General features: G+C 72.8%; 26 protein-coding genes. 16 read left to right on the forward strand and 10 right to left on the reverse strand.

The window, feature by feature from the left end:
- The first annotated feature begins 116 nt into the window (after positions 1–116).
- From tilS to folE, 4 genes are all read left to right on the forward strand, one after another.
- On the forward strand, positions 117–1,142 hold the full coding sequence (gene tilS / locus OIE51_RS16135) for a tRNA lysidine(34) synthetase TilS (protein WP_326598393.1): 1,026 nt from the start codon (positions 117–119) through the stop codon (positions 1,140–1,142).
- Positions 1,143–1,177: 35 nt separating this feature from the next.
- A complete protein-coding gene (hpt, locus tag OIE51_RS16140) occupies positions 1,178–1,732 on the forward strand; it encodes a hypoxanthine phosphoribosyltransferase (protein WP_326598394.1) in 555 nt (184 codons plus the stop codon).
- 193 nt (positions 1,733–1,925) lie between these two features.
- Positions 1,926–3,944: an ATP-dependent zinc metalloprotease FtsH gene (ftsH, locus tag OIE51_RS16145; protein WP_326600654.1), complete on the forward strand. Its 2,019-nt coding sequence runs from the start codon at positions 1,926–1,928 to the stop codon at positions 3,942–3,944.
- 105 nt (positions 3,945–4,049) lie between these two features.
- Positions 4,050–4,691: a GTP cyclohydrolase I FolE gene (gene folE / locus OIE51_RS16150; protein ID WP_326598395.1), complete on the forward strand. Its 642-nt coding sequence runs from the start codon at positions 4,050–4,052 to the stop codon at positions 4,689–4,691.
- A gap of 148 nt (positions 4,692–4,839) precedes the next feature.
- Here the strand turns inward: folE and OIE51_RS16155 are convergent, their stop codons facing one another.
- From OIE51_RS16155 to OIE51_RS16170, 4 genes are all read right to left on the reverse strand, one after another.
- Positions 4,840–5,568: a hypothetical protein gene (locus OIE51_RS16155; RefSeq protein ID WP_326598396.1), complete on the reverse strand. Its 729-nt coding sequence runs from the start codon at positions 5,566–5,568 to the stop codon at positions 4,840–4,842.
- A 97-nt stretch (positions 5,569–5,665) separates the two neighbouring features.
- The gene (locus OIE51_RS16160) at positions 5,666–6,643 is read right to left on the reverse strand and encodes an ABC transporter substrate-binding protein (RefSeq protein ID WP_326598397.1); all 978 of its coding nucleotides are present in this window, start codon (positions 6,641–6,643) and stop codon (positions 5,666–5,668) included.
- Positions 6,640–7,395: an ABC transporter permease gene (locus OIE51_RS16165; RefSeq protein WP_326598398.1), complete on the reverse strand. Its 756-nt coding sequence runs from the start codon at positions 7,393–7,395 to the stop codon at positions 6,640–6,642. The genes OIE51_RS16160 and OIE51_RS16165 overlap by 4 nt, the downstream gene beginning before the upstream one ends.
- A gap of 1 nt (position 7,396) precedes the next feature.
- Positions 7,397–8,134 carry an ABC transporter permease gene (locus tag OIE51_RS16170; RefSeq protein WP_326598399.1) on the reverse strand — a complete coding sequence of 246 codons (738 nt, stop codon included), beginning with the start codon at positions 8,132–8,134 and terminating at the stop codon, positions 7,397–7,399.
- A gap of 41 nt (positions 8,135–8,175) precedes the next feature.
- On the opposite strand from OIE51_RS16170, the gene OIE51_RS16175 reads away from it, so the two are divergent.
- Positions 8,176–9,339 (forward strand): ABC transporter ATP-binding protein, encoded by a 1,164-nt coding sequence (locus OIE51_RS16175; RefSeq protein WP_326598400.1) that lies wholly within the window; start codon positions 8,176–8,178, stop codon positions 9,337–9,339.
- Between the two features lie 30 nt (positions 9,340–9,369).
- On the opposite strand, the gene OIE51_RS16180 is transcribed toward OIE51_RS16175, so the two are convergent.
- The 3 genes from OIE51_RS16180 to folB form a co-directional block, all read right to left on the reverse strand.
- The gene (locus OIE51_RS16180; RefSeq protein WP_326598401.1) at positions 9,370–9,876 is read right to left on the reverse strand and encodes a DUF3180 domain-containing protein; all 507 of its coding nucleotides are present in this window, start codon (positions 9,874–9,876) and stop codon (positions 9,370–9,372) included.
- 191 nt (positions 9,877–10,067) lie between these two features.
- Positions 10,068–10,676 carry a 2-amino-4-hydroxy-6-hydroxymethyldihydropteridine diphosphokinase gene (folK, locus tag OIE51_RS16185; RefSeq protein ID WP_326598403.1) on the reverse strand — a complete coding sequence of 203 codons (609 nt, stop codon included), beginning with the start codon at positions 10,674–10,676 and terminating at the stop codon, positions 10,068–10,070.
- The gene (gene folB, locus OIE51_RS16190) at positions 10,673–11,032 is read right to left on the reverse strand and encodes a dihydroneopterin aldolase (RefSeq protein WP_326598404.1); all 360 of its coding nucleotides are present in this window, start codon (positions 11,030–11,032) and stop codon (positions 10,673–10,675) included. Before folB ends, folK begins: the two co-directional genes overlap by 4 nt.
- A 158-nt stretch (positions 11,033–11,190) precedes the next feature.
- On the opposite strand from folB, the gene folP reads away from it, so the two are divergent.
- The 8 genes from folP to OIE51_RS16230 all read left to right on the forward strand — a co-directional run bounded on the left by folP (position 11,191) and on the right by OIE51_RS16230 (position 17,470).
- Entirely contained in the window at positions 11,191–12,102 is a 912-nt protein-coding gene (folP, locus tag OIE51_RS16195; RefSeq protein ID WP_326598405.1) for a dihydropteroate synthase, read from the forward strand.
- Complete coding sequence (locus OIE51_RS16200; protein ID WP_326598406.1) at positions 12,099–12,575, forward strand: nuclear transport factor 2 family protein; 477 nt, start codon at positions 12,099–12,101, stop codon at positions 12,573–12,575. Before folP ends, OIE51_RS16200 begins: the two co-directional genes overlap by 4 nt.
- Positions 12,576–12,668: 93 nt before the next feature.
- Positions 12,669–13,325: a hypothetical protein gene (locus tag OIE51_RS16205; protein ID WP_326598408.1), complete on the forward strand. Its 657-nt coding sequence runs from the start codon at positions 12,669–12,671 to the stop codon at positions 13,323–13,325.
- Between the two features lie 37 nt (positions 13,326–13,362).
- On the forward strand, positions 13,363–13,650 hold the full coding sequence (locus OIE51_RS16210) for a hypothetical protein (RefSeq protein ID WP_326598409.1): 288 nt from the start codon (positions 13,363–13,365) through the stop codon (positions 13,648–13,650).
- Positions 13,650–15,161, forward strand: a complete 1,512-nt coding sequence (locus OIE51_RS16215) for a putative T7SS-secreted protein (protein ID WP_326598410.1) — start codon at positions 13,650–13,652, stop codon at positions 15,159–15,161. The genes OIE51_RS16210 and OIE51_RS16215 overlap by 1 nt, the downstream gene beginning before the upstream one ends.
- On the forward strand, positions 15,158–16,522 hold the full coding sequence (locus tag OIE51_RS16220; protein WP_326598411.1) for a hypothetical protein: 1,365 nt from the start codon (positions 15,158–15,160) through the stop codon (positions 16,520–16,522). Before OIE51_RS16215 ends, OIE51_RS16220 begins: the two co-directional genes overlap by 4 nt.
- The gene (locus tag OIE51_RS16225) at positions 16,515–17,123 is read left to right on the forward strand and encodes a hypothetical protein (RefSeq protein WP_326598412.1); all 609 of its coding nucleotides are present in this window, start codon (positions 16,515–16,517) and stop codon (positions 17,121–17,123) included. The genes OIE51_RS16220 and OIE51_RS16225 overlap by 8 nt, the downstream gene beginning before the upstream one ends.
- Positions 17,120–17,470, forward strand: coding sequence for a hypothetical protein (locus tag OIE51_RS16230; protein WP_326598414.1), 351 nt, complete (start codon positions 17,120–17,122; stop codon positions 17,468–17,470). The genes OIE51_RS16225 and OIE51_RS16230 overlap by 4 nt, the downstream gene beginning before the upstream one ends.
- A gap of 244 nt (positions 17,471–17,714) precedes the next feature.
- Here OIE51_RS16230 and OIE51_RS16235 read toward each other — a convergent pair whose 3' ends face one another.
- Positions 17,715–19,055, reverse strand: coding sequence for a PH domain-containing protein (locus OIE51_RS16235; protein WP_326598415.1), 1,341 nt, complete (start codon positions 19,053–19,055; stop codon positions 17,715–17,717).
- 5 nt (positions 19,056–19,060) lie between these two features.
- On the reverse strand, positions 19,061–19,606 hold the full coding sequence (locus OIE51_RS16240) for a PH domain-containing protein (RefSeq protein ID WP_442811937.1): 546 nt from the start codon (positions 19,604–19,606) through the stop codon (positions 19,061–19,063).
- Positions 19,607–19,670: 64 nt separating this feature from the next.
- Here OIE51_RS16240 and OIE51_RS16245 point away from each other — a divergent pair, with 64 nt between their 5' ends.
- On the forward strand, positions 19,671–20,822 hold the full coding sequence (locus OIE51_RS16245) for an NADH-quinone oxidoreductase subunit D (protein ID WP_326598416.1): 1,152 nt from the start codon (positions 19,671–19,673) through the stop codon (positions 20,820–20,822).
- A 4-nt stretch (positions 20,823–20,826) separates the two neighbouring features.
- On the opposite strand, the gene OIE51_RS16250 is transcribed toward OIE51_RS16245, so the two are convergent.
- Positions 20,827–21,804, reverse strand: coding sequence for an SAM-dependent methyltransferase (locus OIE51_RS16250; protein ID WP_326598417.1), 978 nt, complete (start codon positions 21,802–21,804; stop codon positions 20,827–20,829).
- A gap of 104 nt (positions 21,805–21,908) precedes the next feature.
- On the opposite strand from OIE51_RS16250, the gene OIE51_RS16255 reads away from it, so the two are divergent.
- Both OIE51_RS16255 and OIE51_RS16260 read left to right on the forward strand, forming a co-directional pair.
- Positions 21,909–23,120 (forward strand): sensor histidine kinase, encoded by a 1,212-nt coding sequence (locus tag OIE51_RS16255; protein ID WP_326598418.1) that lies wholly within the window; start codon positions 21,909–21,911, stop codon positions 23,118–23,120.
- A gap of 18 nt (positions 23,121–23,138) precedes the next feature.
- Positions 23,139–23,816: a response regulator transcription factor gene (locus OIE51_RS16260; RefSeq protein ID WP_326598420.1), complete on the forward strand. Its 678-nt coding sequence runs from the start codon at positions 23,139–23,141 to the stop codon at positions 23,814–23,816.
- The last annotated feature ends 54 nt before the right edge of the window (positions 23,817–23,870 follow it).

Below are 23,870 nucleotides of genomic sequence, written 5' to 3' on the forward strand. Positions count from 1 at the left end.
CGTCGGGCCATGTCTGGCGTGCGATGCTCGGGTAACAGACCTCCTCTGTCACCATTTACGTACGCTGCGTGACAGCGCTTCCGAGCCTGAAGCCCCGAGAGAGAAGTGATGCGGATATGGGTCCCCATCCTGCGGTCGCCGCGATACGCCTGGCGGTCCGCCGCGTTCTGCACGACGTTCTGAGTGATTCGCTCCCCGGTCGGCCCCCGCTGGTGCTCGTCGCCTGCTCCGGCGGCGCCGACTCCATGGCCCTCGCCTCCGCCCTCGCCTTCGAGGCGCCCCGGCTGGGCGTCCGGGCCGGCGGGATCACCGTCGACCACGGCCTCCAGGCCGGCTCCGACGTCCGCGCCCACGAGGTCGCGGAGCGGCTGACCGACCTCGGCTTCGACCCCGTCGACACCGTCGCGGTCACCGTCGGTCGCGCGGGCGGCCCCGAGGCGGCGGCCCGCGCCGCCCGGTATGCCGCGCTCGACGACGCCGCCGAACGTCATGGCGCGACCGCCGTGCTCCTGGGCCATACCCGGGACGACCAGGCGGAAACCGTGCTGCTGGGCCTGGCCCGCGGCTCGGGCACCCGCTCGCTCGCCGGGATGGCCGCCGTCTCCGGCGGGCTGTCCGGCGCCTCGGACGCGGACCGCCGGTACCGGCGCCCGTTTCTCGCCGTCGACCGCCAGACCACGCGCAAGGCATGCCTCGTCCAGGCCCTCCCGGTCTGGGACGACCCGCACAACGCCGACCCCTCCTTCACCCGCTCCCGCGTGCGGCACGAGGCCCTTCCCGTCCTGGAGAAGGCCCTCGGCCGGGGCGTCGTGGAGGCCCTGGCCCGCACCGCACAGCTGTCCAGGGATGACGCCGACGCGCTCGACGCCTGGGCCCTGGAGGCCCAGCGGGCGGCGACCCGCCCCGACGGCACGCTCGACATCGCCGCCCTGCACGCCCTGCCCCCCGCCGTCCGCCGCCGCGTGCTGCGCCGCGCCGCCATCGCGGCGGGCGCCCCGGCCGGCTCGCTGTTCGCCCGGCACATCGAGGAGACCGATCGCCTGATCACCGCCTGGCGCGGCCAGCGCCCGCTGAATCTGCCGGGCCGCGTCGAGGCGAAACGGCAGGGTGGCAGACTGGTCCTCCAGCAGGCGAACCAGTAGCGCCGGGCGCGTCCCGGTAGAGAGCAGTGGCACGGGTGCGAGAGACGGACCTGGGGGCCGACCTGGAGTCGGTGCTCATCACCAAGGAAGAGATCGACGCCAAGCTCGGGGAGCTGGCCGCGAAGATCGACGCTGAGTACGCGGGGAAGGACCTCCTTCTCGTCGGGGTCCTCAAGGGCGCGGTGATGGTCATGGCCGACCTCGCCCGCGCCCTCGCCTCGCCCATCACCATGGACTGGATGGCGGTGTCCTCCTACGGCGCCGGCACCCAGTCGTCGGGTGTCGTGCGGATTCTCAAGGACCTGGATACCGACATCGCCGGCCGGCACGTGCTGATCGTCGAGGACATCATCGACTCCGGGCTCACTCTCTCCTGGCTGCTGTCGAACCTCGGCTCCCGGGAGCCGGCCTCGCTGCGGGTCTGCACCTTCCTGCGCAAGCCGGACGCCGCGAAGGTCGATATCGAGGTGGAGTGGGTCGGCTTCGACATCCCGAACGAATTCGTGGTCGGATACGGCCTCGACTACGCCGAGAAGTACCGCAATCTCCCCTTCGTCGGCACGCTCGCGCCGCACGTCTACAACGGATAGCCGGGAACACCGGGGGATGCCCTACCGTTGAGTCGGGGAGAGGCGACGGCACCCCACGCTGGGGTACGGTCGCGATAGGTCAAGCTGAGACAAGGCCGGGCGCGAGTCGGCCGACACCGCGCGCACAGCGGATCCCTTCCGGGGGCTGTGCCTCTACGTGGCAGGAGGGACGGGGCCGCGCCGCCCCGTATGGATAGACGTGAAGCGCTATTTCCGTGGGCCAGTGATGTGGATCGTGCTGGCCGTCCTCGCAGTCATTCTGCTGATGCAGGTGTTCAGCTCGTCCGAGGGCTACAAGAAGGTGGACACCGGCGAGGTCGTCCAGGCGATCAGCCAGAACCAGGTGCGTTCCGCCGAGCTCACCACCGGCGACGAACAGATGATCCGGGTCGAGCTCCGTGAGGGGCAGGAGATCGAGGGCAGCAGCAAGGTCCAGGCCAGCTACATCGACGGTCAGGGCGAAGTGCTCGCCCGCGACCTCCAGGCCAAGTACCAGGACGACCAGCTGCCGGACGGGTACACCGTCTCGCCCAAGTCGCAGAACCCCTTCGTGGGGATGCTGCTGTCGATCCTGCCCTTCCTGCTGATCATCATCGTGTTCCTCTTCCTGATGAACCAGATGCAGGGCGGCGGCTCCCGGGTGATGAACTTCGGGAAGTCCAAGGCCAAGCTCATCACCAAGGACACCCCCAAGACGACGTTCGCCGACGTGGCGGGCGCGGACGAGGCCGTGGAGGAGCTGGAGGAGATCAAGGAGTTCCTCCAGGAGCCCGCGAAGTTCCAGGCCGTCGGCGCCAAGATCCCCAAGGGCGTGCTGCTCTACGGCCCGCCCGGCACCGGTAAGACGCTGCTGGCCCGCGCGGTCGCGGGCGAGGCGGGCGTCCCGTTCTACTCGATCTCCGGCTCCGACTTCGTGGAGATGTTCGTCGGCGTCGGCGCCTCCCGCGTCCGCGACCTGTTCGAGCAGGCCAAGGCGAACGCCCCGGCGATCGTCTTCGTGGACGAGATCGACGCGGTCGGCCGCCATCGCGGCGCCGGCATGGGCGGCGGGCACGACGAGCGGGAGCAGACGCTGAACCAGCTCCTGGTCGAGATGGACGGCTTCGATGTCAAGGGCGGCGTGATCCTCATCGCCGCGACGAACCGGCCGGACATCCTCGACCCGGCGCTGCTGCGCCCGGGCCGCTTCGACCGGCAGATCGCGGTGGACCGCCCCGACATGAACGGCCGGCTGGAGATTCTCAAGGTCCACCAGCGCGGCAAGCCCGTCGCGCCCGACGTCGACCTCGCGGCCGTCGCCCGGCGGACCCCCGGCTTCACCGGCGCCGACCTGAACAACGTGCTGAACGAGGCGGCGCTGCTGGCCGCCCGGGGGAACGCCAAGCTGATCGACAACAAGTTCCTCGACGAGGCGATCGACCGCGTCGTGGCCGGTCCGCAGAAGCGCACCCGGATCATGAGCCAGAAGGAGAAGATGATCACCGCGTACCACGAGGGCGGACACGCCCTGGTCGCGACGGCCTCTCCCAACAGCGACCCGGTGCACAAGGTGACGATCCTCTCCCGCGGTCGTGCCCTCGGCTACACGATGGTGCTGCCGGAGGAGGACAAGTACTCCACGACGCGGAACGAGATGCTCGACCGGTTGGCCTACATGATGGGCGGCCGGGCGGCCGAGGAGCTGGTCTTCCACGACCCGACCACGGGCGCGGGCGACGACATCGAGAAGGCCACGTCCACGGCCCGCGCGATGGTCACCCAGTTCGGCATGACCGAGCGGCTGGGCGCCATCAAGTTCGGCCAGGACAGCTCCGAGCCGTTCCTCGGCAAGGAGATGGGCCACCAGCGCGACTACTCCGAGGAGGTCGCCGGGCTGGTGGACGAGGAGGTCAAGAAGCTGATCGAGGGCGCGCACAACGAAGCCTGGGAAATCCTGGTGGAGAACCGCGACGTCCTGGACAACCTCGTGCTGGCGCTCCTGGAGCGGGAGACTCTCAACAAGGAGGAGCTGGCCGAGATCTTCAAGCCCGTCGTCAAGCGCCCGCCGCGCCCGGCGTGGACCGGCTCCACCCGCCGCACTCCGTCGACAAGGCCCCCGGTCACCTTCCCGACCAAGGGGATCAACCTGGCCAACGGCAGCCTGGAGAAGGGCAAGGCCCCGCTCGAATCGGTGGACGAGAACGGTGGCTCGGGGTCCGGCTCCGAGGACTGACCGACCGACCGGCGGACCGGAAATGCTCCCCGCGCCCCTCACGTTCTACTGTGAGGGGCGCGGCCGTGTGTGGACGCGGGCGCCCGGACGAGGAACGAGGATCACATGACCGACCCGTTGCCCCTGACGGGCCCTGGCCTTGCCCCCGACCCGGAGGGCGAGCCGAGACAGACGCCGATCGGCGAGTTCGACGAGAAGCGCGCGGAGAAGGCGGTCCGTGAGCTGCTCCTCGCGGTGGGGGAGGACCCGGACCGCGACGGTCTGCGGGACACCCCGGCGCGGGTGGCGCGGGCCTACCGGGAGATATTCGCCGGGCTCTGGCAGCGGCCCGAGGACGTGCTCACCACCACCTTCGACCTCGGCCACGACGAGATGGTGCTGGTGAAGGACATCGAGGTGATGTCGTCCTGCGAGCACCACCTCGTGCCGTTCGTCGGCCAGGCGCACATCGGCTACATCCCGTCGGCCAGCGGCAAGATCACCGGCCTGTCCAAGCTGGCCCGCCTGGTGGACGTGTTCGCCCGCAGGCCGCAGGTGCAGGAGCGGCTGACCACGCAGATCGCGGACTCGATGATGCGGATTCTGGAGCCGCGCGGGGTGATCGTGGTCGTGGAGTGCGAGCACATGTGCATGACCATGCGCGGAGTGCGGAAGCCGGGGGCGAAGACCACCACCTCGGCCGTCCGGGGTCAGCTCAGGGACGCCGCCACCCGGGCTGAGGCGATGAGCCTCATTCTTGCTCGATAGAGGGGCCTTGCTCGATAGAGGGGCCTTGCTCGATAGAGGGGCCTTGCTCGATAGAGGGGCCTTGCTCGATAGAGGAGTCCTGCTGAACAGAGGAGTCCCGCCCGATAGGAGGGGCCCGCCCGATCCCGATGGAGGGGCGGTCGCTCCGTCAGCGTTGCTGGGCGCCTGTGCCGAAGAAGTCGAAGCCGCCCATCTGCCGTGAGGGCGACGGCGGTGTCACGGCGGACTGCTGCGGCTGACGCGGCTGCTCCGGGACCTGCTGGGGCCGGCTCGCCGCCTCCCGCTGCCGGGCCGCGTTGCGGGACAGACGGCCGAGCGCCTCGTACGCCTGCCGGTAGGTGAGCTGGGTGGGGGCGCCGCGCGAGGTGCGGTGGTCGGTGGCGTCGGCGGTCAGCGCCTTGGCCGGGGTCGCGGCCTCCAGGGCGAGCAGCCGACGGCCCTCCAGGGCCTTGGCCCGCTCGGTCTCGGCCGTCGCGTAGCGGCGCAGCAGGTCGGCGTGCTCGGTGCGGAGACTGGCCAACTCCAGCCGTGTGGTGCCGAGATCGGCTCGTTTGGCACGGACCTTGGCCTCCAGCACCCCGATGAGCTCCTGCGACTCCTCCAGCTCCGCCTGTTTCTCCTCCACCTGCCAGGTCATCCCGGCCTTGGCGGCGCGCTCGCGGGCGACCTGCCGCCCGGCCTCCAGGTCCCAGCGGCGCAGCAGTGCCGCGCAGGTCGTCGCGGCGGCGGCGGCCACGGCGACGAGGACGCGCAGGGCGGGCGCGTCCTCGTCGCTCAGCAGCAGGGCGCCGCCGGCGCAGAGCAGCGCCAGGCCGCCCAGGGTGGCCGGGGCCAGCACCTGGTGAAGTGCTGAGGAGCGGTGACGTCCACGTGCCATGGTCGAAACTTACCGTGACGCCGACAGCCGACGGGAGGGTGTCCGGGGGTTGTGGCCCGGTTGTGGCCGGGGAGTTATCGACAAGGCCGGGGGCCGGTCAGTTCTCCAGCAGGCCGTGCTCCTCCAGGTAATCGCGGGCGACGTCCTCAGCCTTGCGGCGCTCGGAGTCGACCTGCCGGTTCAGCTCGATCAGGTCCTCGGTGGTCAGCTCCGCCGTCAGCCGGTTCAGGGCGGTGGCGACACCCTCGTCACCGGCGCTCTCGGTGTTCAGCACGGGCAACAGGTTGTCCGCGAGCTGGAGGTTCTTGTCGTCCTCCAGCAGGACCAGGCCGAAGTCCTCCAGGGTGGCGTCGGTGGTGACGACCAGGGCCATGTCGTCGTCGCCGTTCTGGACGGCCTGCTTGCCCTGGATGGTGTCCACGCCCAGCGGGTCGACCTCGGTGATGTCGATGCCGTACGTCTCCTCCAGGCCCGGCTCGCAGAACGGCCGCTCCGGGCAGTCCTCGCCCGCCGCCAAGCGGATCGGCAGGCCGGACTCGCCGAGGTCGGTGAGGGTCTGGAGGTCGTGCTCCGCGGCGAACTCCTCGGTGACCGCGAAGGCGTTCTGGTCCACGGCCTCGCCCGCGTCCAGCACGGTCAGGCCCCGGGGCTCGGCCAGCTCGCGCAGCGCGGTGACGGTGGCGTCCACGTCGGAGGAGGCGACCGGCCCGGCGTCGGGGCCGTTGACATCGGCGTTGAGGAACTCGGCGAGTGTGGCGGCGTATTCGGGCACGATGTCGATGCCGCCGCTCTCCAGCTCCGGCTCGTACAGCTCGCGGCCCTCGACCGTCTCGATGGTCGTGGAGTACCCGGCGTCCTCCAGGATCTGCGCGTAGAGCTGGGTCATGATCGTGGCCTCGGTGAAGCTCGCGCCGCCGATGGTGAGCGAGCCGCCGCCGCCCTCCTCGCCGCTGCCGCCCGTGCCTTCCTCCTCCAACTCGTCGCCACCGCATGCGGCCAGCGAGAGCGCCAGAGCGGTGAGGGAGCCGACGGCCAGCAGGGTGCGGCGTCTGCGGGGGGTGGGAGTCGCGGTCACGGGAGTCTCCGTTCGACATCGGGTCGGGGTTCAGTCCGGGCTTCGGACCCGGGGGGCGGCGCGGCGGCGTCGCCGGGCCGGGGGCGGCGGTGGGGGTCGAGCAGGCGCTGGGCCAGGACCAGCACCCCTTCGACCACCAGCGCGAGCAGGGCGACGACGATGGCGCCGGCGACGACCTGCTCGGTGTGGTACCGGGCGAAGCCGGCGGTGATGATGCGGCCGAGGCCGCCGCCGCCGGCCAGGGCGGCGAGCGTGGCGGTCGCGACGATCTGTACGGCGGCGGTGCGGATCCCGGTCATGATCAGCGGGAAGGCCAGCGGGAGCTCGACGCGGGCCAGCAGCTGCCGGCGCGACATGCCCATGCCGCGGGCGGCCTCCACGACGCCGCGGTCGGCCTCGGAGATGCCGACGTAGGCGTTGGTCAGCAGCGGCGGCACCGCGAAGAGGACCAGCGCCAGGATGGTGGGCAGGTCCCCGTGGCGGCCCAGCGGGCTGAGGGTGAGCAGCACCAGGACGGCGAAGGTGGGTATCGCGCGCCCGGCGTTGGAGATGTTGATGGCCAGGGCGCCGCCGAGGCGCCGTCCACCGCCGTGCCCGAGCCAGAAGGCGAGCGGCAGGGCGACGGCGCAGGAGAGCAGGAGGCAGACGCCGGTGAGATAGAGGTGCTCGGCCAGCCGGTGCGAGACCCCCGATTCGCCCGACCAGTGGGACCCGGTGGTCAGCCAGGTCCAGGCATCGCCGATGACTCCCACGTCACACCGTCCCCGGGACGTCCAGCACCGAGTCCCTCGGCACGGGCCCGCGTCGTTTCTTCCCGCCCGCGCGCGTCCACGGCGTGATCAGCCGCTGCACCACGAGCAGCGTCACGTCGGCCAGCACGGCGAGCACGACGCACAGCACTGAGGCGGTGAGCACCTCGGCCTTGAAGTAGCTGTGCATGCCGCTGTAGATGAGGTTGCCGAGGCCGCCGTGGCCGACGATCGCGCCGACCGTGGCCAGGGAGACGGCGGAGACGGTGGCGATGCGTATCCCGGCCATCAACGCGGGGAGGGCCAGGGGTAGTTCGATGGCCAACAGCATGCGCCCGCGGCCGTAGCCGAGGCCGCGCGCGGCCTCCCGGGCCTCCTCGGGGACGGAGTCCAGGCCGGTCAGCATGTTGCGCACCAGGATCGTCAGCGAGTACAGCACCAGGCCGCAGATCACCACCGAGGCGGAGATGCCGAAGACCGGCAGCAGCAGCGCGTACATGGCGAGCGTCGGGATCGTGTAAAGCACGGTGGTCAGACCGAGGATGCCGCCGGCCGCCGGCCGCCAGCGGCGGGCCAGCAGCGCGAGTGGGAACGAGACGACGATGGCGATGGCGACGGCGGTCACCGTGATCAGGACGTGCTCCACAGTGGCGTCCGTGAGCTCCTCGGCGCGGGTGCGCACGTATGCACCGCAGATCCACTCGTTCGCCGTAAGGCAGCTTTCGGCAGTGGCCGCACTCATGTTCCGACACCCTAGCCTCTGAACCTGACAGAATGATGAACATGTTGCGCTTCGAGCATGTGTCCAAGCGTTATCCCGACGGGACCGTAGCGGTGGACGACCTCAACCTCGAAGTCGGACAAGGGGAGTTGGTCACGCTGGTGGGGCCTTCCGGGTGCGGCAAGACCACCACCATGAAGATGGTCAACCGGCTGGAGGAGCCCACCGAGGGGCGCATTCTGTTCGACGGCCAGGACATCGCCGAATACGACCCGGTGAAGCTCCGCCGCCGCATCGGATATGTGATCCAGCAGGTCGGTCTCTTCCCGCACCGGACCGTGCTCGACAACACCGCGACCGTTCCGCATCTGTTGGGCTGGCGGCGCGTGGACGCCCGCAAGCGGGCGGCGGAGCTGCTGGAGCTGGTCGGTCTCGACCCGTCGGTGTACGGGGGCCGGTATCCCGATCAGCTCTCCGGCGGGCAGCGGCAGCGGGTCGGGGTGGCGCGGGCGCTGGCGGCCGATCCGCCGGTGCTGCTGATGGACGAGCCGTTCGGCGCGGTGGACCCGGTGGTGCGCGAGCGGCTCCAGTCGGAGTTTCTGCGGCTCCAGGCCGAGGTGCGCAAGACGGTGCTGTTCGTCACGCACGACATCGAGGAGGCGGTGCGGCTCGGCGACCGTATCGCGGTGTACGGGCAGGGCCGGATCGAGCAGTTCGACTCGCCGGCCGCCGTGCTCGGCGCCCCGGCCAACGACTACGTGGCGTCGTTCGTCGGCAGCGATCGCGGGCTGAAGCGGCTGTCGGTGACCCCGTTGGAGCGCGGCGACCTGGAGCAGCCGCCGGTGGTCCACCTCGGCGACCCGCTGTCCGTGGCGGCGGACCGGATGCGCGCGGACGACGCGCGCTGGGCCGTGGTCCTGGACGACGCCGACGGCCTGCACGGCTGGCTGCCGCTGCCGGACGCGGAGAACGCCGGGGACGGGCGGGTCGCCGACCGCGCGCGGCGGATGGAGGCGTGGCTGCCGCTGGGCTCCTCGCTGAAGCAGGCGTTCGCCACGATGCTCCAGTACGACGCGGGCTGGATCGCGGTGCTGGACGAGGAGGACCGTTTCCTCGGTGTTCTCACGCCGGGCGGCCTGCACGAGGCGCTGCGCCGCTCGATCGACGCGGACGGGCGGGCCGTCGAGCGGTCGGCGGTCGAGCTGGACATCGTCGACGGGCGGTAGCGGCGGAGCGGCGGCGCGGGCCGGCCCGGGTCAGATGGGCGAGCCCATCGGGCCGTTGCCGCCGCCCTCCCCGTTCTCGTCGCCGTCCGGGAGGCGGCAGACACGCTCCAGGAAGAGGGCCGCCGCGACCACGGCGAAGCCCGCGACCACCGCGAGCCCGGCGTAGATCGCCTGGTCCCTGCGGTTGGGCACGTCCAGGCGCTCCATCGCGAGGAAGAGACCGAAGCCGCCGTACCCGCCGGCCATCAGCGCCGAGACCAGCGCGCTGGACTGGCCGAAGACGACCGCGCGGGCCGCCATCAGCCGGTCCACCGGCCTGGCGCCCGGCTGCCGCTCGCGCTGCGCCCGCAGGCGGACGCGCAGCGACAGGGCGGTGGCCAGCAGGGTGGCGGCGATCAGGCCGAGGATGACGGGGGCGAGCAGCGGCACGGCGGGCAGCGTGTTGCCGAGGGAGTCCCACAGCCCGGCCGCGGCCCAGGCCAGGGCCGCGGCGGCGGCGAACAGTCCGGCCAATGTCGCGATCCGCAGTTGGTTCACCGCTGTGCGCGCCCCTCGTCTGAAAGCTGGAGTGGAAGCTGAAGTCTGCCGTGTCCCGCCGGGAGCCGGGAGCCCGAAACCCAAAGCCCAGGCCCGGAGCCCAGGCCCCAAACCAGGCCCGGAGCCCAGGCCCCAAACCAGGCCCGGAGCCCAGGCCCCAAACCAGGCCCGGAGCCCGGCGTCGGTGCCGGTCAGTCCGGCAGGACGAGCGTGAGATCCGCCCGAGGTGTCACGTCCTGTCCGGTCAGTCCGGGCAGCAGCTCGGCGACCGGTCCCTGTCCGGGGACAACGGCGTCGGGCTCGACATCGTGCCACGGCACCAGGACGAAGGCCCGCTCGTGGGCGCGCGGATGGGGAAGGGTGAGCGCCGGATCGTCGGAGATGACGTCCTGGTAGGCCACGATGTCGACATCGAGGGTGCGCGGTCCCCAGTGGGTGTCCCGTACCCGCTGGTACGCCTCCTCCACCGCGTGCGCCCGCTCCAGCAGCGAGGACGGCGGCAGGGTGGTCCGCAGCAGCACCACGGCGTTGAGGTAGGCGGCCTGGGCGCCGGGCTCGACCCCCCACGGCTCCGTCTCATAGACGGGGGAGACGGCCTTGATCTTCAGTCCGGGGGTGTCGGCGAGCGCGTCGACCGCGCCCTGGAGAGTGTCCAGGCGGTTGCCGAGGTTGCTGCCGATGGACAGCACGGCGGTCCTGGGATTCTGGAGGGTCGAGTCGGCGGCGTCGACCTGACGTACGACGGACGCGGGCACCGGCTGGACGGTCGGATCGGGGGAGGACGGGGCATTGGGGGTCATGCTCGGCTCCGCTTGATGGTGATGGTCACGTCGTCGAAGGGAACGGTGATCGGGGCCTCCGGTTTGTGCACCGTCACCTCGGCCTCGCGTACGGCGTCGTGCGTCAGGCACTGGTCGGCGATCCGCTGGGCCAGCGTCTCCAGCAGGTCGCAGGGCTCGCCCGCGATCAGGGCGGTGACCTGCTCGGCCACGACGCCGTAGTGCACGGTCCGGGCCAGGTCGTCGGACTGGGCGGCGGGGCGCGTGTCGACGCCGAGGACGACGTCGACGACGAACGGCTGGCCCTCGGCGCGTTCCCTCGGAAGCACGCCGTGGAAGCCTCTGGAACGCAGTCCGCGCAGGGCGATTCTGTCCACGGCGGTGTCTCCCTCGGTCAGGTGGCGGCGGCATGACGCCTCGGTCCGGCATTCGAATCTACCTGCGACACCTGGACCACCTTGTCAGCGCCGCCCGCCCGTGCGGTGTTCCCGCCGGACAGCCTCGGAGCGGTGGCCGCTGCCCCTACCCTGGTGGCATGAGCATCTCGCACGGCCAGGTGACCGGTCTCCCCCGGTGGGACCGCTGCGCGGTCATGGGGGTGGTCAACGTCACACCGGACTCCTTCTCCGACGGCGGACGGTGGTTCGACGTCGAGTCCGCGATCAAGCGCGGCATGGATCTGGTGGCCCAGGGCGCGGATCTCGTGGACGTCGGCGGCGAGTCGACCCGCCCCGGCGCGACCCGGGTGGACGAGGCCGAGGAGCTGCGCCGGGTCATCCCGGTGGTGCGGGAGCTGGCCGCCGAGGGCGTCGTCGTCAGCGTGGACACGATGCGCGCCTCGGTCGCGGAGCGGTCGGTGGCGGCGGGCGCCCGGCTGGTCAACGATGTCAGCGGCGGTCGCGCCGACGCCCGGATGGTGCCGGCGGTGGCGGACGCGGGGGTGCCGTTCGTCGTGATGCACTGGCGCGGCCAGAGCGTCGACATGAACGACCGCGCCGTCTACCGGGACGTGGTGGGCGAGGTGATCGGCGAGCTGCGCGAGAGCCTGGACGCCGCGGTGGCCGGCGGGATCGCGGCGGACCGGATCATCACCGACCCCGGGCTCGGCTTCGCCAAGCGGGCCGAGCACGATCTCGCGCTGGTGGCCGCGATGGACCGGCTGCGCGCCGAGCTGGGCCGGCCGCTGCTGATCGCCGCCTCCCGCAAGCGTTTCCTGGGCCGGGCGCTGGTCAGAGCCGACGGCACGCCGCCGCCCGCCCGCGAGCGTGACGCCGCCACCGCCGCCGTCACGGCGCTGGCCGCCCGCGCGGGCGCCTGGGCGGTGCGGGTGCACGAGGTACGGGCCAGCGCGGACGCGGTGCGGGTGGCGCGGGCCGTGATGGCGGCGACCGGCGGGAGGGGTGGGCCGGACGCGGCGGCGGGCACGGCCCTGGAAGGAGCGGGATGAGCGGCGCCCAGACGGACATCGAGGCGGTGTCGGCCGCCAACACCGCGCTCTACGACGCCCTGGAGCAGGGCGACCTCGACGCGCTGGCCGCACAGTGGCTGGAGGACGGCGTCAGCGTCGTCCACCCCGGCTGGCCGGTGATCAACGGGCGTGGTGAGGTGATCCGCTCCTACGCGCTGATCATGGCGAACACCGAGTACATCCAGTTCTTCCTGACCGACGTCGAGGTCTCGGTGCTCGGCGACACGGCCCTGGTGACCTGCACGGAGAACATCCTCAGCGGCGGTCCCGCCGAGGCCGACGGCACCGCCGGGCCGCTGGTCGGCGGCCTGGTCGTGGCGACGAATGTCTTCCGCCGGACCGAGGACGGCGCCTGGAGGGTCTGGTCCCACCACGGATCGCCGGTGCTGATCGACGGCGAGGACGACGACGAGGACGAGGCGGACGGCGAGGGCGCCGGCGAGGGCGCCTGAGGCGGGTCGCTCCGTCCGTTGCCTCGTCGCCGAATGGCGGGATACGGTCTTCCCTTACTCGAAGCAATCTTTGCGCGGCAGGGGGAGTTCGGCGTGGCGGTCGCAAACGAGCAGGTGCCCGGACAGGCGGGCGAGGACGGGCCGCCGGCGGAGCCCAAGCCGCCGTCGAGCTACCGGGTGATCACGCCCACCGACTGGTTCCGCGTCCCGCTGCTGTCAACTGCCAAGCGGGACAGATCGGTTCAGACGCTGGTCGACATGACCTACCCCAACCGGGACCAGGACGCGGCGCGGCGGCACGACCTCAAGGAGCTGCTGAGCACCGTCGTCGCCGACGCCGCCCAGCGGGACGGGGTCGAGCTCTACATCTCCACGCAGGGCGTCTTCGGCGTACCGATTCCGGCCACCTTGCTGGTGACCGCCGAGCCGGAGGACCCGGAGCACCCGGTGAGTCTGCCGCCGGAGATGCTGGCCGACGGCATCCGTGACAAGTACGGCGAGAGCGCCCAGGTGTCGGTGGTGGCCCTCGGCTCGGGCCCCGCCGTCAGGAGCCGCCGTCAGGAGCTGACCCCGGAGGCCAGGGAACTGGGCCAGCCGGAGGAGCGTCCCAACACACTGCTTGAGTTCTACCTGCCGGTGCCCAACACGGGGGCCTGGCTGCTGCTGACGTTCAGCACCCCGATTCCGGAGCTGGCGGACGCGCAGGTGGAGATGTTCGACGCCATCGCGGGATCGCTGCGATGGGCGTAGCACCGAAGGACCGAAAGCTGTAAGGAGGGCGTGAGGCATGGCCGACATCTCGGTCACTCCCGCGGACGTACGTGAGCTCGGTAATCAACTGCGTTTCATAGCCAGCGAGTTCGAGGGATCGGAGTCGATCGCCTCGGACTATGCCGAGGACGTCGGCCATGGCGGTCTCGCCGACGAGCTGGAGCGTTTCGCGGAGAACTGGCACCACAAACGGCGCGCGCTGATGGAGAACCTGCAGAGCTTCGCCGAGGCGGCCAAGCAATCGGCCGACGCCTTCGACGGCATCGAGGACGAGCTCGTCAACGCCCTTGAAGGAGACGGCTGATGGGAAACCGGCCGGCGGACTGGCATCCGCTCACGGAGGACGGCCGGGACCCGGTCCCCGGCGACTGGGAGATGGTCAAGGAGGCCGCGGCCCGTTACCGCCGCACCGCCGACTCGATCGAGCGTGCCCGCACGCTGCTGAGCAACACGACGCAGACCAGCGACGGCTGGGAGGGCCGGGCGGGCGACGCCTTCCGCGAGAAGGCCACCGAGCTGTCCGACAACATCTTCAAGGCGCACGGCCGTTACGACGCCACCGCCAACGCGCTCGCCGGATACTGGCCGGCCCTCCAGGACGCGCAGGAGGAGAGCCTGGAGCTGCGCACCCGGGCGCAGAACGCGCAGACCGACATCAGCTCCCACCAGGGCCAGATCGACGGCATCGACACCGACACCGGCACCGACGAGGACCAGGAGGACTCGCAGCGCCGGCTCGACCAGGCCCAGGAGCGGCTCGGCGAGGCCCAGGACATGCTGAACGCGGCCCGCGCGCGGCTGGCCGAGGTGGTGGCGGCCAAGGACAACGCGGCTCAGGCGGCGGCGAACGCGATCGGCGACTTCATCGACGACGACGGCCTTGAGGACGGCTGGAAGGACCGGCTGGGCACGGTCCTCGACGTCCTGAAGAACGTGCTGATCACCATCGGGGAATGGGCGGCCAGAGTGGCCGCGATCGCGGGCGTGCTGGCCCTGCTCGTCGGCTGGATCCCGATCATCGGCCAGGCCCTGGCGGGCATCCTCGGCGCCATCGCCCTGATCGCGAGCGTGTTCTCGCTGGTCGGCAACATCCTCAAGGGTGACTGGCTCGGCGCCCTGATCGACATCGTCGGCATCGCGACCTTCGGCATCGGCCGCGCCGCGGGCGGTCTGCTGAAGGCGGCCGGCCAGTCGACGCGGTTCCAGGCGTTCCGGAGCCTGCGCGGCATGTCGCAGTTCGGCAACCGGGCGGCCAGGACCGCGCGCGCCGAGGGCATCGTCGGCAACACCGCCGGGCGGCTGCACGGACTCAGCGTCGAGGCACGGGCGTTCACCAAGCCCTCCGGGCTGCTCGGCTGGGGCCGCGAGGCGTTCGGCGGCGGCCTGGACTTCGCGAAGAACTTCCGGGCGCTGCGCGACGCGCCCTGGAGCCGGGTGCTGCCGGACACGGGCTCGATGTTCCGCAACATCCCGCAGAACTTCCGCACCGCCGGTCCCGGCGGCGCGCTCCAGGCGGGCGCGCACCAGTTCTTCGGCGCGCCCGGTGCCGCCGCGGACGCGCTGTCGCTGGGCCGGGCCGCGCAGAACGGCGCCAGCTTCTCCGGTTTCGCGGGCGCCAGCGCCGCGCAGTGGGGCAGCGGCGGCGCCGGGGCCGTCTCCGGCATGGGCGGCCTGATCTTCAAGGACGGCGTGGACTCGATCTGGAACTGGCCCTCGCTGTCGGTCGGCGGCGACAACCCGTTGCCCGGCGACGCGGTCGCGGCCGGTGACTTCTCCTACCAGGAGAGCGAGGCCATGCCGGTGCCCGCCCGATGAACGCGGCGGTGGCGCCGCTGGTGCGCGCCGGACAGCGTCCGCTGGTCCGCCGGAGCGTGCTCCGGTGGGCCGGCGTCACCGCCCGGGAGCGCCGGCTCACGGTCCGCACCCGTGGCCGTACCCACACCTGGGAGCTCGGCGCGGGAGGCGGTGGCGTGGTGTCCGCGGCGCACCTCAAGGGGCGGCTGTGCCCCGCCGCCGGGCACGCCGGATGGGGTGACATCGGCAGCGGCGAACCCAACAAGGCCGGTGGCTGCCTCCATTTGTGCGACAGCGCGGGGGCGGGCCTGGCCTGCCTCATCGTGTCCGACTGGGTGCCCGTCGGCCCGACGCCGCTGACCCTCGCCCACCCCGACGGGCTGTCGGTGCCGGTGGACGACACGAAGACCGACGACTTCCTGCGGCTGAGCGGACTCGGGGACTTCCTGCGGTACCACGACGTTCCCGTCCGCGAAGTGAGCGAGGCGCCGCCGCCCGCCGCGACGTTCGCGGGAACGCTGCGGCCCGGCGCGAAGAGCGCCTTCGGGCTCCCGGCCCTGCTGGCCGTCGCCCAGCTCGTCGTGGGCTGGCTCGCGGCGTTCTTCGTGGGCGGCCTCGGCTCGGGCGAGGGCGCCGAGCGGGCCGCGCTGCTCCTGATGTCCGGCTCCACCCTGGTGTTCGCCCTGCTCACGGCGGGGCTCGCGGCCGTGCTCGGGGCGCTGGCGTCGCGTGGCGGACGGGCGGTGGCCGAGCTGCGGCCCGCCCCCGCGATCCCCGTCACCCGCGCCTTCCTCGCCCGCGCCTCGGTGCGGGCGGTGGGCGAGGACCTGGAGCTGCGGACCGCGCAGAACGTCACCCGTCTGATGCGCGGCCCCGCCGATCCCGTCCTCGGGGTGCGGGAGGCGCTGATCCTGGAGGACCGGGGGCGGCCCTGGGGCGTCGCGCTGGTCGACGGGCGGGAGAGCGTGCAGGCGTTCCTGCACTGGGACACCTGGTGCGGCGGAGACCCGGGGCAGGCGCGGCTGCGCGCGTTCTGCGACGCCACCGGGATCCCGGTGCGCCGGCACGCGCTGCGGCGCTCCCGGCACGGCACGGCCGACGGGGGTGACCGGACGGCGCGGCGGTGGACGTACCGCGACTACACCTCCGACACGTCCGCGTACCCCGCCTGGACGGCGTTCGTGGTCCTGTTCCTGACCGCCTTCCAGGTCGGGTTCGGGGCGTGGGCCGGGTTCGACTGGGCCCCTTACTACCTCTGCGCCGGCCTGGCGTTCGCGATCGGCTGCGTGCCGTACGCCGTGCGCGCCTGCTGGCGGAGATTCCGGCTGAACCAGATGGTGACGGACCGGCGCGAGCCGGCGAAGGAGTGGCGCGATGGCTGACTGGGTGGCCGGATTCGACTATCCCGACGAGGGGTGGATCCAGCTCGACATGGGCGAGACCGACGTGGCCGAGCAGGCCGCGCAACTCGTCGCCGACCGGGGCGGCGAGCACGACCAGGCGTACGCGGAGGCGGTGTACGAGGAGCTGAAGGTGATCCGGGACGGCGCGCTGGAGCGCGACGCCTCGCCGGTGGTCGTCTACGTGCCCGAGGCCCCGCCGCAGTCGCTGCCGATGGTCCCGGTCAGCGCGTTCGTGGCGCCCTGGGAGCTGCCGGAGGAGCGGCGCACGCTGGAGACGCTGACCGGGCTGGCCCGGCAGCCGCGCCCGTACCGCTTCCGCGAGCCGGACGTGCGGACCGTGGACCTCCCGGCGGGCCCGGCGTGCCGGGTGCACGAGCTGGTGGTCAACGAGGCCGGGGACGACGACCGGCAGACGCTGATGGAGTACGTGTCGTACTACGTGATCCCGCCCGGCTACCCGGACGGCGTGATCGAGATGACCGTCACCTGGGCCAGCCCGGCGGTCGGCGACGTGATGGTGGAGACGGCCGACGAGATGGCCGCCACCCTCACCGTGAACCGGACGGAGGACGCCGCGTGAGCGCCGGCCAGGAGCCCGAGTACGTCTTCGACCAGGTCCAGATCGGCAAAGGCGTGCGCCCGCTGGCCCAGCACGGCTTCGTGGTGATCGACGGCGGCGTGCTGACGCTGCTCGGCAGCGACCGTCAGCTCATCGACAGCGCCCCGCTGACGGACATCACGGCGGCCCCGATCCGCTTCACGCGCGGCAAGACGCTGGCGGTGACGGTGAACGGCACGAAGTACAGCGTCTCGCCGGGGTGGGGCCGCCATGTCGGCTTCCCGATCGCGGGCACGACGGGCGACGTGAAGACGGCGGCCCAGGCCCTGCTGCGCCTCATCGAATCGGCCGGCACCGAGGGGGCCTAGCGCCCGCCCGGGCTCCGGCACGCGCGTCGTGCCCGCGCGGGCTCCGGTACTCCTCGTGAGGCGGTGGCGCCCGGCTCGCGCGGGCGGAACGCCGGGTCGGGGGCTGGTGGGTCGGCGTCGTGCCGCGCGGGCTCCGGTACTCCTCGTGAGGCGGTGGCGCCCGGCTCGCGCGGGCGGAACGCCGGGTCCGGGGCCGGTGGGTCGGCGTCGCGCCGCGCGGGTGCCGCCCGGCTCGCGCGCGGGCTCAGCCCGTGCCGCCGGTGAGCCAGCGTTCCGGGGCGGCCCGGCGGCGGTTCAGCCGGGAGCGGGTGGCCTGGGTGGCGACCTCCCGTGTCGCGTAGTCGGCGTCCAGCAGGCGCGCGGTCGCCGTGCCGTTCGCGCCGTGGTCCACGTGGATGTCGGACAGCCGCAGCCGCTGGGCCCACGGCCCCTGGGTGAGCCGCACGCTCTGCACCTTCGCGTGCGGCACCAGCGTGTGCCGCCGCCGCAGACGGCCCTGGCGGGCCACGAACACCGCGTCCGTCACGCCGTGCCCGTAGCCGACGCGCCAGAAGGGGACCGCCCAGCGGGCGCGGCGCGGCGCGGCGTGGACCGAGGCGAGGGCCTGGTCGATGTCGACGGCGGGCAGGATGCGGCCGATCAGCGCGGCGGCCACCGGACGCGGCGCGACCGGGACCAGCAGGCCGCCCTCGTTGCCCCCGCCCGCGACCTCCAGCTCCACCCGGACCCAGCCGCGCGCCCGCCACAGCAGCGGCTCCACGATCCGCACCGACTGCACGCGGCCGGGCGGCACGGTGGCGTGGTCGCGCTGCAGCAGGCCGTGGTCCAGGCGCAGCCCGTCCGGGGACTCGCTCACCGTCCAGCCGTACTGGGTGAGGAAGCCGCCCAGGCTCGCCCGCCAGATCGCGGCCAGCATCGGCAGCACCACGACCACGGCCGCGAAGACGCTGTCGGTCGCCACCCAGATCAGCGGCGTCACGACCAGCGCCGCCAGCAGGAAGCCCCAGGCGCCGCCGAGCAGCGCCAGTGCCCACACCAGCGCCTTCGACTCCACCCGGTACAGCACCCGGGCCGGTGCCTCGCCCGCCGTGGGCGCCGCCTCCGGCGCGATCCCGGCGGCGCGGGCCAGCAGCTCGGCGCGCAGGTCGCGGGCCTCGTTCTCGTCGAGGAACGCCAGCTCGTCCGCCGAGCCCGAGCCGACCACGTCCATCTTCAGCTTGGCCACGCCCAGCGCCCTGGCCAGCAGCGGCCGGGTGATGTCGACGGACTGGATGCGGTCCAGCCGCAGGTGCGCGGTGCGGCGGAACAGCAGCCCGGTGCGGATGCGCAGCTCGGTGTCGGTCACCAGATAGCGGGTGACCCGCCAGGACAGCCATCCGTAGCCGGCGGCGCAGGCGCAGAAGGTCACCAGCAGCAGGAGCAGCGGGCCGAGGCCGAGCGAGGTGGTCCAGGCGCGGAGCTGCTCGGCGTTCTGCGCGGCGACGGCGAAGAGGCCGGCCAGCGGCGCCCAGGCCCGGCGCCACGGGGTGAGCGGGTGCAGCCGCTTGCCCCGTCCGGCGGGAATGCCCTCATCGGCGTCCGGCACGGCCGTCACAGCCCCGCCGAGCGGGCTTCGCCCAGCTCCGTGAGCCGGTCGCGCAGCCGTTCCGCCTCCGCCGGGGCCAGACCGGGGATCGTGGCGTCGGTGGCCGCCGCCGCCGTGTGGAGCTGAAGCCGCGCCAGGCCGAACCTGCGCTCCAGCGGCCCGGAGGTGACCTCGACGAGCTGCATCCGCCCGTACGGCACGACCGTGAGCTGCCGCCACAGCACGCCCCGGCTGATGAGGAGGTCGTCGTCGCGTTCGAGATAGCGCCAGGAGCGCCAGTTGCGGCCCAGGGCCGGCCAGCCCCATATCAGCACCGCCACCACCGGCACCGCCAGGAGCGCCCACCCCCCGTCCGCGATCAGCGGCGGCAGCACGGCGGCGGCCAGCGCGGGCGGACCCAGCCAGAGCGCGAGGAGGAGCCGCCGCATGCGCAGCAGCCCGGGCTCGATCGGCCGCCACTCCTCGCCGCCGCCCGCCTCGCCGCCGCCCGCCTCGCCGCCGCCCGCCTCGGACCCCCCGTCCGGTGCCGGTCCCTGTGCCACCGTGTCCATGTCCGAAGCTTAGAGCCGGACCGGGGAGCCGGAAGAGGTCGGAAGAAGTGCGAGACTGACGCGCATGGCGGAGACGGCGCACACGACGGTCGGCATCGGCGGGGCCGCCGAGAGCACCGACATGGTGCTGAACATCGGCCCCCAGCACCCGGCCACCCACGGTGTCCTGCGGCTGCGTCTGACGCTGGACGGCGAGCGCATCTCGCGGGCCGAGCCGGTCGTCGGCTATATGCACCGGGGCGTGGAGAAGCTCTTCGAGGCGCGCGACTACCGGCAGATCATCGTGCTGGCCAACCGGCACGACTGGCTGTCCGCGTTCTCCAACGAGCTGGGCGTGGTCCTCGCCGTCGAGCGGATGCTCGGCATGGAGGTGCCCGAGCGCGCGGTGTGGTTGCGGACGCTGCTCGCCGAGCTGAACCGGGTGCTCAACCACCTGATGTTCCTCGGCTCCTATCCGCTGGAGCTGGGCGGCATCACGCCGATCTTCTACTCCTTCACCGAGCGCGAGAGCCTCCAGCAGGTGATGGAGGAGGTCTCGGGCGGTCGGATGCACTACATGTTCAACCGCGTCGGCGGCCTGAAGGAGGAGCTGCCCGCCGGCTGGACCGGCCGGGCGCGGCAGGCGGTGGCGGCGGTGCGCACGCGGCTGCGGCAGCTGGACGACCTGGTGCTGGGCAATGAGGTGTTCCAGGCCCGCACCACCGGCGTCGGCGTGCTCAGCCAGGAGCTGGCGCACGCCTACGGGGTGTCGGGCCCGATCGCGCGGGCCAGCGGCGTCGACTTCGACCTGCGGCGCGACGAGCCGTATCTGGCGTACGGCGAGCTGGGCGACGTGCTGCGCGTCGCCACCCGCGAGGCGGGGGACTGCCGGGCCCGGCTGGAGGTGCTGTTCGACCAGACGGCGAATTCCCTGGATCTCGCGGACGCCTGCCTGGACCGGCTGGCCGAGCTGCCGCCGGGGCCCGTCAACCAGCGGCTGCCCAAGGTGCTGAAGGCCCCGGAGGGCGCGACCTACGCCTGGACGGAGAACCCGCTGGGCCTCAACGGCTACTACCTGGTGTCGAAGGGCGAGAAGACGCCGTACCGGCTGAAGCTCCGGTCCGCCTCGTACAACAACATCTCGGTGCTCGGGGAGCTGCTGCCGGGGACGCTGGTGGCCGACATGGTCGCCATCCTCGGCTCGTTCTTCTTCATCGTCGGCGACATCGACAAATAACGCCTCAGAGCGGCGGACCGGCGACGCCCACCGGCTGGAGCAGCCAGGTGAAGCCGCCCAGGCCCGCCGGGTCCGTCAGCTCCGCCGCCTCGCCCGCGCCCGCCAGCGCCCGGACATACGCGGCCGGGTCGGCAGTCGCCAGCTCCAGCGGCGGGCGCCGCCCCGACACGCCCAGCGCCCGTAGCGCCTCGCGCTGCGGCAGCAGCACCGCGTCCGGCCCGGCGCACGCGTCCAGCGCCACGTGCGCGGTCAGATCCCGGGTCCCGTCCGGCACTGGTGGCACCACCCGCCCGTGCCGGTAGCCGGTCAGCGTGCCCAGCGGCGGCCGGGCCGCGCGGACGTGCGCGTAGTCCACGGCGACGGCCAGGCCCCGGGCCAGGCTGCCCACCGCCCGCGCCCACGCCAGGTCGCGCGGCAGCCCGATCTCGGCGCGTGCCCCCGGCCCGTCCGGCAGCCGCCACCAGCGGCGCAGCCACGCCGCGTCGGCGCCCGCCACGGGCGCGCCGAGCCGTTCCTCCCCGGTGGCCGGGACCACCAGGACGTAACGGGCCACGCCGTCCTCGTCGGTCTCGGCGACGTCGAGCGGCACGTTGTCCAGCCACTCGTTCGCGAACAGCAGGCCCACCGCGCCGGCCGGCGGCTCCGGCCGCCACGCGATCCGGGGATCGAGACCCGCCGGACGGGCGGCCCGTTCCACCGCGCACGGCCGCACCCGGGCCGCGACGGCGGGCGGCAGCGCGGCGAGGACCCCGGCGACCAGCTCGCCCCGGCCCGCGCCGACGTCCGTGAACGCCAGCTCCGCCGGGCGGCCCAGCGCCTCGTCCACCCGCAGCAGCAGCTCCGCCACCGCGCCCGCGAACAGCGGCGATGCGTGCACGGCCGTCCGGAAATGCGCGGCCGGCGCCTCGCGCAGGAAGAACCCGTCCGACCCGTACAGCGCCCGCTCCGCCGCCGCGCGCCAGCCGACCGCCTCGTCATCCACGGTCCGCGTCCACCCCACCGTCCACCTTGAGGAGTAGTTGACCCCTTCACGTATCGGCCGTCCGGTTGACTCCCCAGCCGCATGCGGTGCCTACTCTGGGTGACGTGAACAGGCTCTACGATTTCCTGCGCCGTCACCCCACGTGGGTCGACGGCTCCTGGGCCTTCGTACTGCTGATCTCATCCTTCCTGACCATCGCCATGCAGGGCGAATCGGGGTATGAGGGCCCCGAGCTGCGCGGCATGGCCGCCGCCCTCGCGCACGCCGTCATCGTGACGTGGCGCCGCCGGGCGCCCCGGCGGATGCTCGGACTCGCCATCGCCACCGGGCTGTTCCAGCTCGTGTCCGACGTCCCGCCGCTCCCGTCGAACTTGGCGTTCCTCGTCATCACCTTCACCGTCGCCTCCGGAGGCGAGCGCGCCCCCTCCCGGCTGGCGCTGGCCGGCTCCCTGGCGGCGCCCACCATCGCCACGCTCCGCTGGCCCGAGCAGTCCGACGGGGAGACCACCACCGAGACCCTCGTCTCCGTGCTCTTGCTCACCATCGCGTTCTGCCTCGCCTGGGTCCTCGGGGACTCGCTGCGCACCCGCCGGGCGTACTACGCGGAGCTGGAGGAGCGCGCCGCGCGGCTGGAGCAGGAGCGCGAGACGCAGGCCCGGATGGCCGTCGCGGCCGAGCGGGCCCGCATAGCCCGCGAGCTGCACGACGTCGTCGCGCACAATGTGTCGGTGATGGTCGTGCAGGCGGACGGCGCCGCGTATGTCCTGGACAGCGCGCCGGAGCAGACCCGCAGCGCGCTGCACACCATCTCCGGCACCGGCCGCCAGGCGCTGACCGAGATGCGCAGACTGCTGGGCGTGCTGCGCGGCGAGGACGGCACCGCCACCGCCCTGGACTACGTGCCGCAGCCCGGCGTCGAGCAGCTCGCCGACCTGGTGGACCAGGTCCGGGACACCGGGCTGCCGGTGGACTTCCGCATCGACGGCACGCCCAGACCGTTGCCCAGCGGCGTCGAGCTGACCGCGTACCGGATCGTCCAGGAGGCCCTGACGAACACGCGCAAGCACGGCGGCCCGGACGTCGGCGCCACGGTCAGGCTGGAGTACGGCGGTGACGCGCTCACCGTCCTCGCCGAGGACGACGGCCGGGGCGCGCGGCACGGGCTGTACGACGACCGCGGGGCCGACGGCCTCGGCCAGGGGCTGATCGGCATGCGCGAGCGGGTCGGCATGGTCGGCGGCGTCCTCACGGCGGGGCCCCGGCCGGGCGGCGGCTTCCGTATCAGTGCCACGCTGCCCCTGGCAGCCAACGACTAGCCGATGGGGGATTGCCCGATGTCGATCCGAGTGATGCTCGTGGACGACCAGGCCCTGCTGCGGACCGGATTCAAGATGGTGCTCGCCGCCCAGCAGGACATGGAGGTGGTGGCGGAGGCCGGGGACGGCCTCGAAGCGCTGGAGGTGCTGCGGTCCACCGCCGTCGACGTCGTGCTGATGGACGTGCGGATGCCGCGCCTGGACGGCGTGGAGGCGACCCGGCGCGTCTGCCAGGAGGGCGGCGGCGGCCCCGGCGACCCCAAGGTGCTGATTCTCACCACCTTCGACCTCGACGAGTACGCCTTCTCCGGCCTCAAGGCGGGCGCGGCCGGCTTCCTGCTCAAGGACGTGCCGCCGGACGAGCTGCTCGGCGCGATCCGGGCCGTGCACAGCGGCGACGCCGTGGTCGCGCCGTCCACCACCCGGCGCCTGCTGGACCGCTTCATGACGCTGCTGCCCGCCCCGGACGGCTCGGCCCACCCAGAGCTGGACCAGCTCACCGACCGGGAGCGGGAGGTGCTGATGCTGATCGCGCAGGGCCTGTCCAACGGCGAGATCGCCAAGCGGCTCTTCGTGTCGGAGGCCACGGTCAAGACGCACGTCGGGCGCATCCTCGCCAAGCTGGGCCTGCGGGACCGTGTGCAGGCGGTCGTTCTGGCGTACGAGACGGGCCTGGTGCGCGCCGGCGGGCGCTGACACCGTACGTCCGGGGGCGGTGGGCCGCCGTAGCATGGAGCGACGTCCGGTACC

It is taken from the genome of Streptomyces sp. NBC_01803 (assembly GCF_035917415.1).
Taxonomy (GTDB): domain Bacteria; phylum Actinomycetota; class Actinomycetes; order Streptomycetales; family Streptomycetaceae; genus Streptomyces.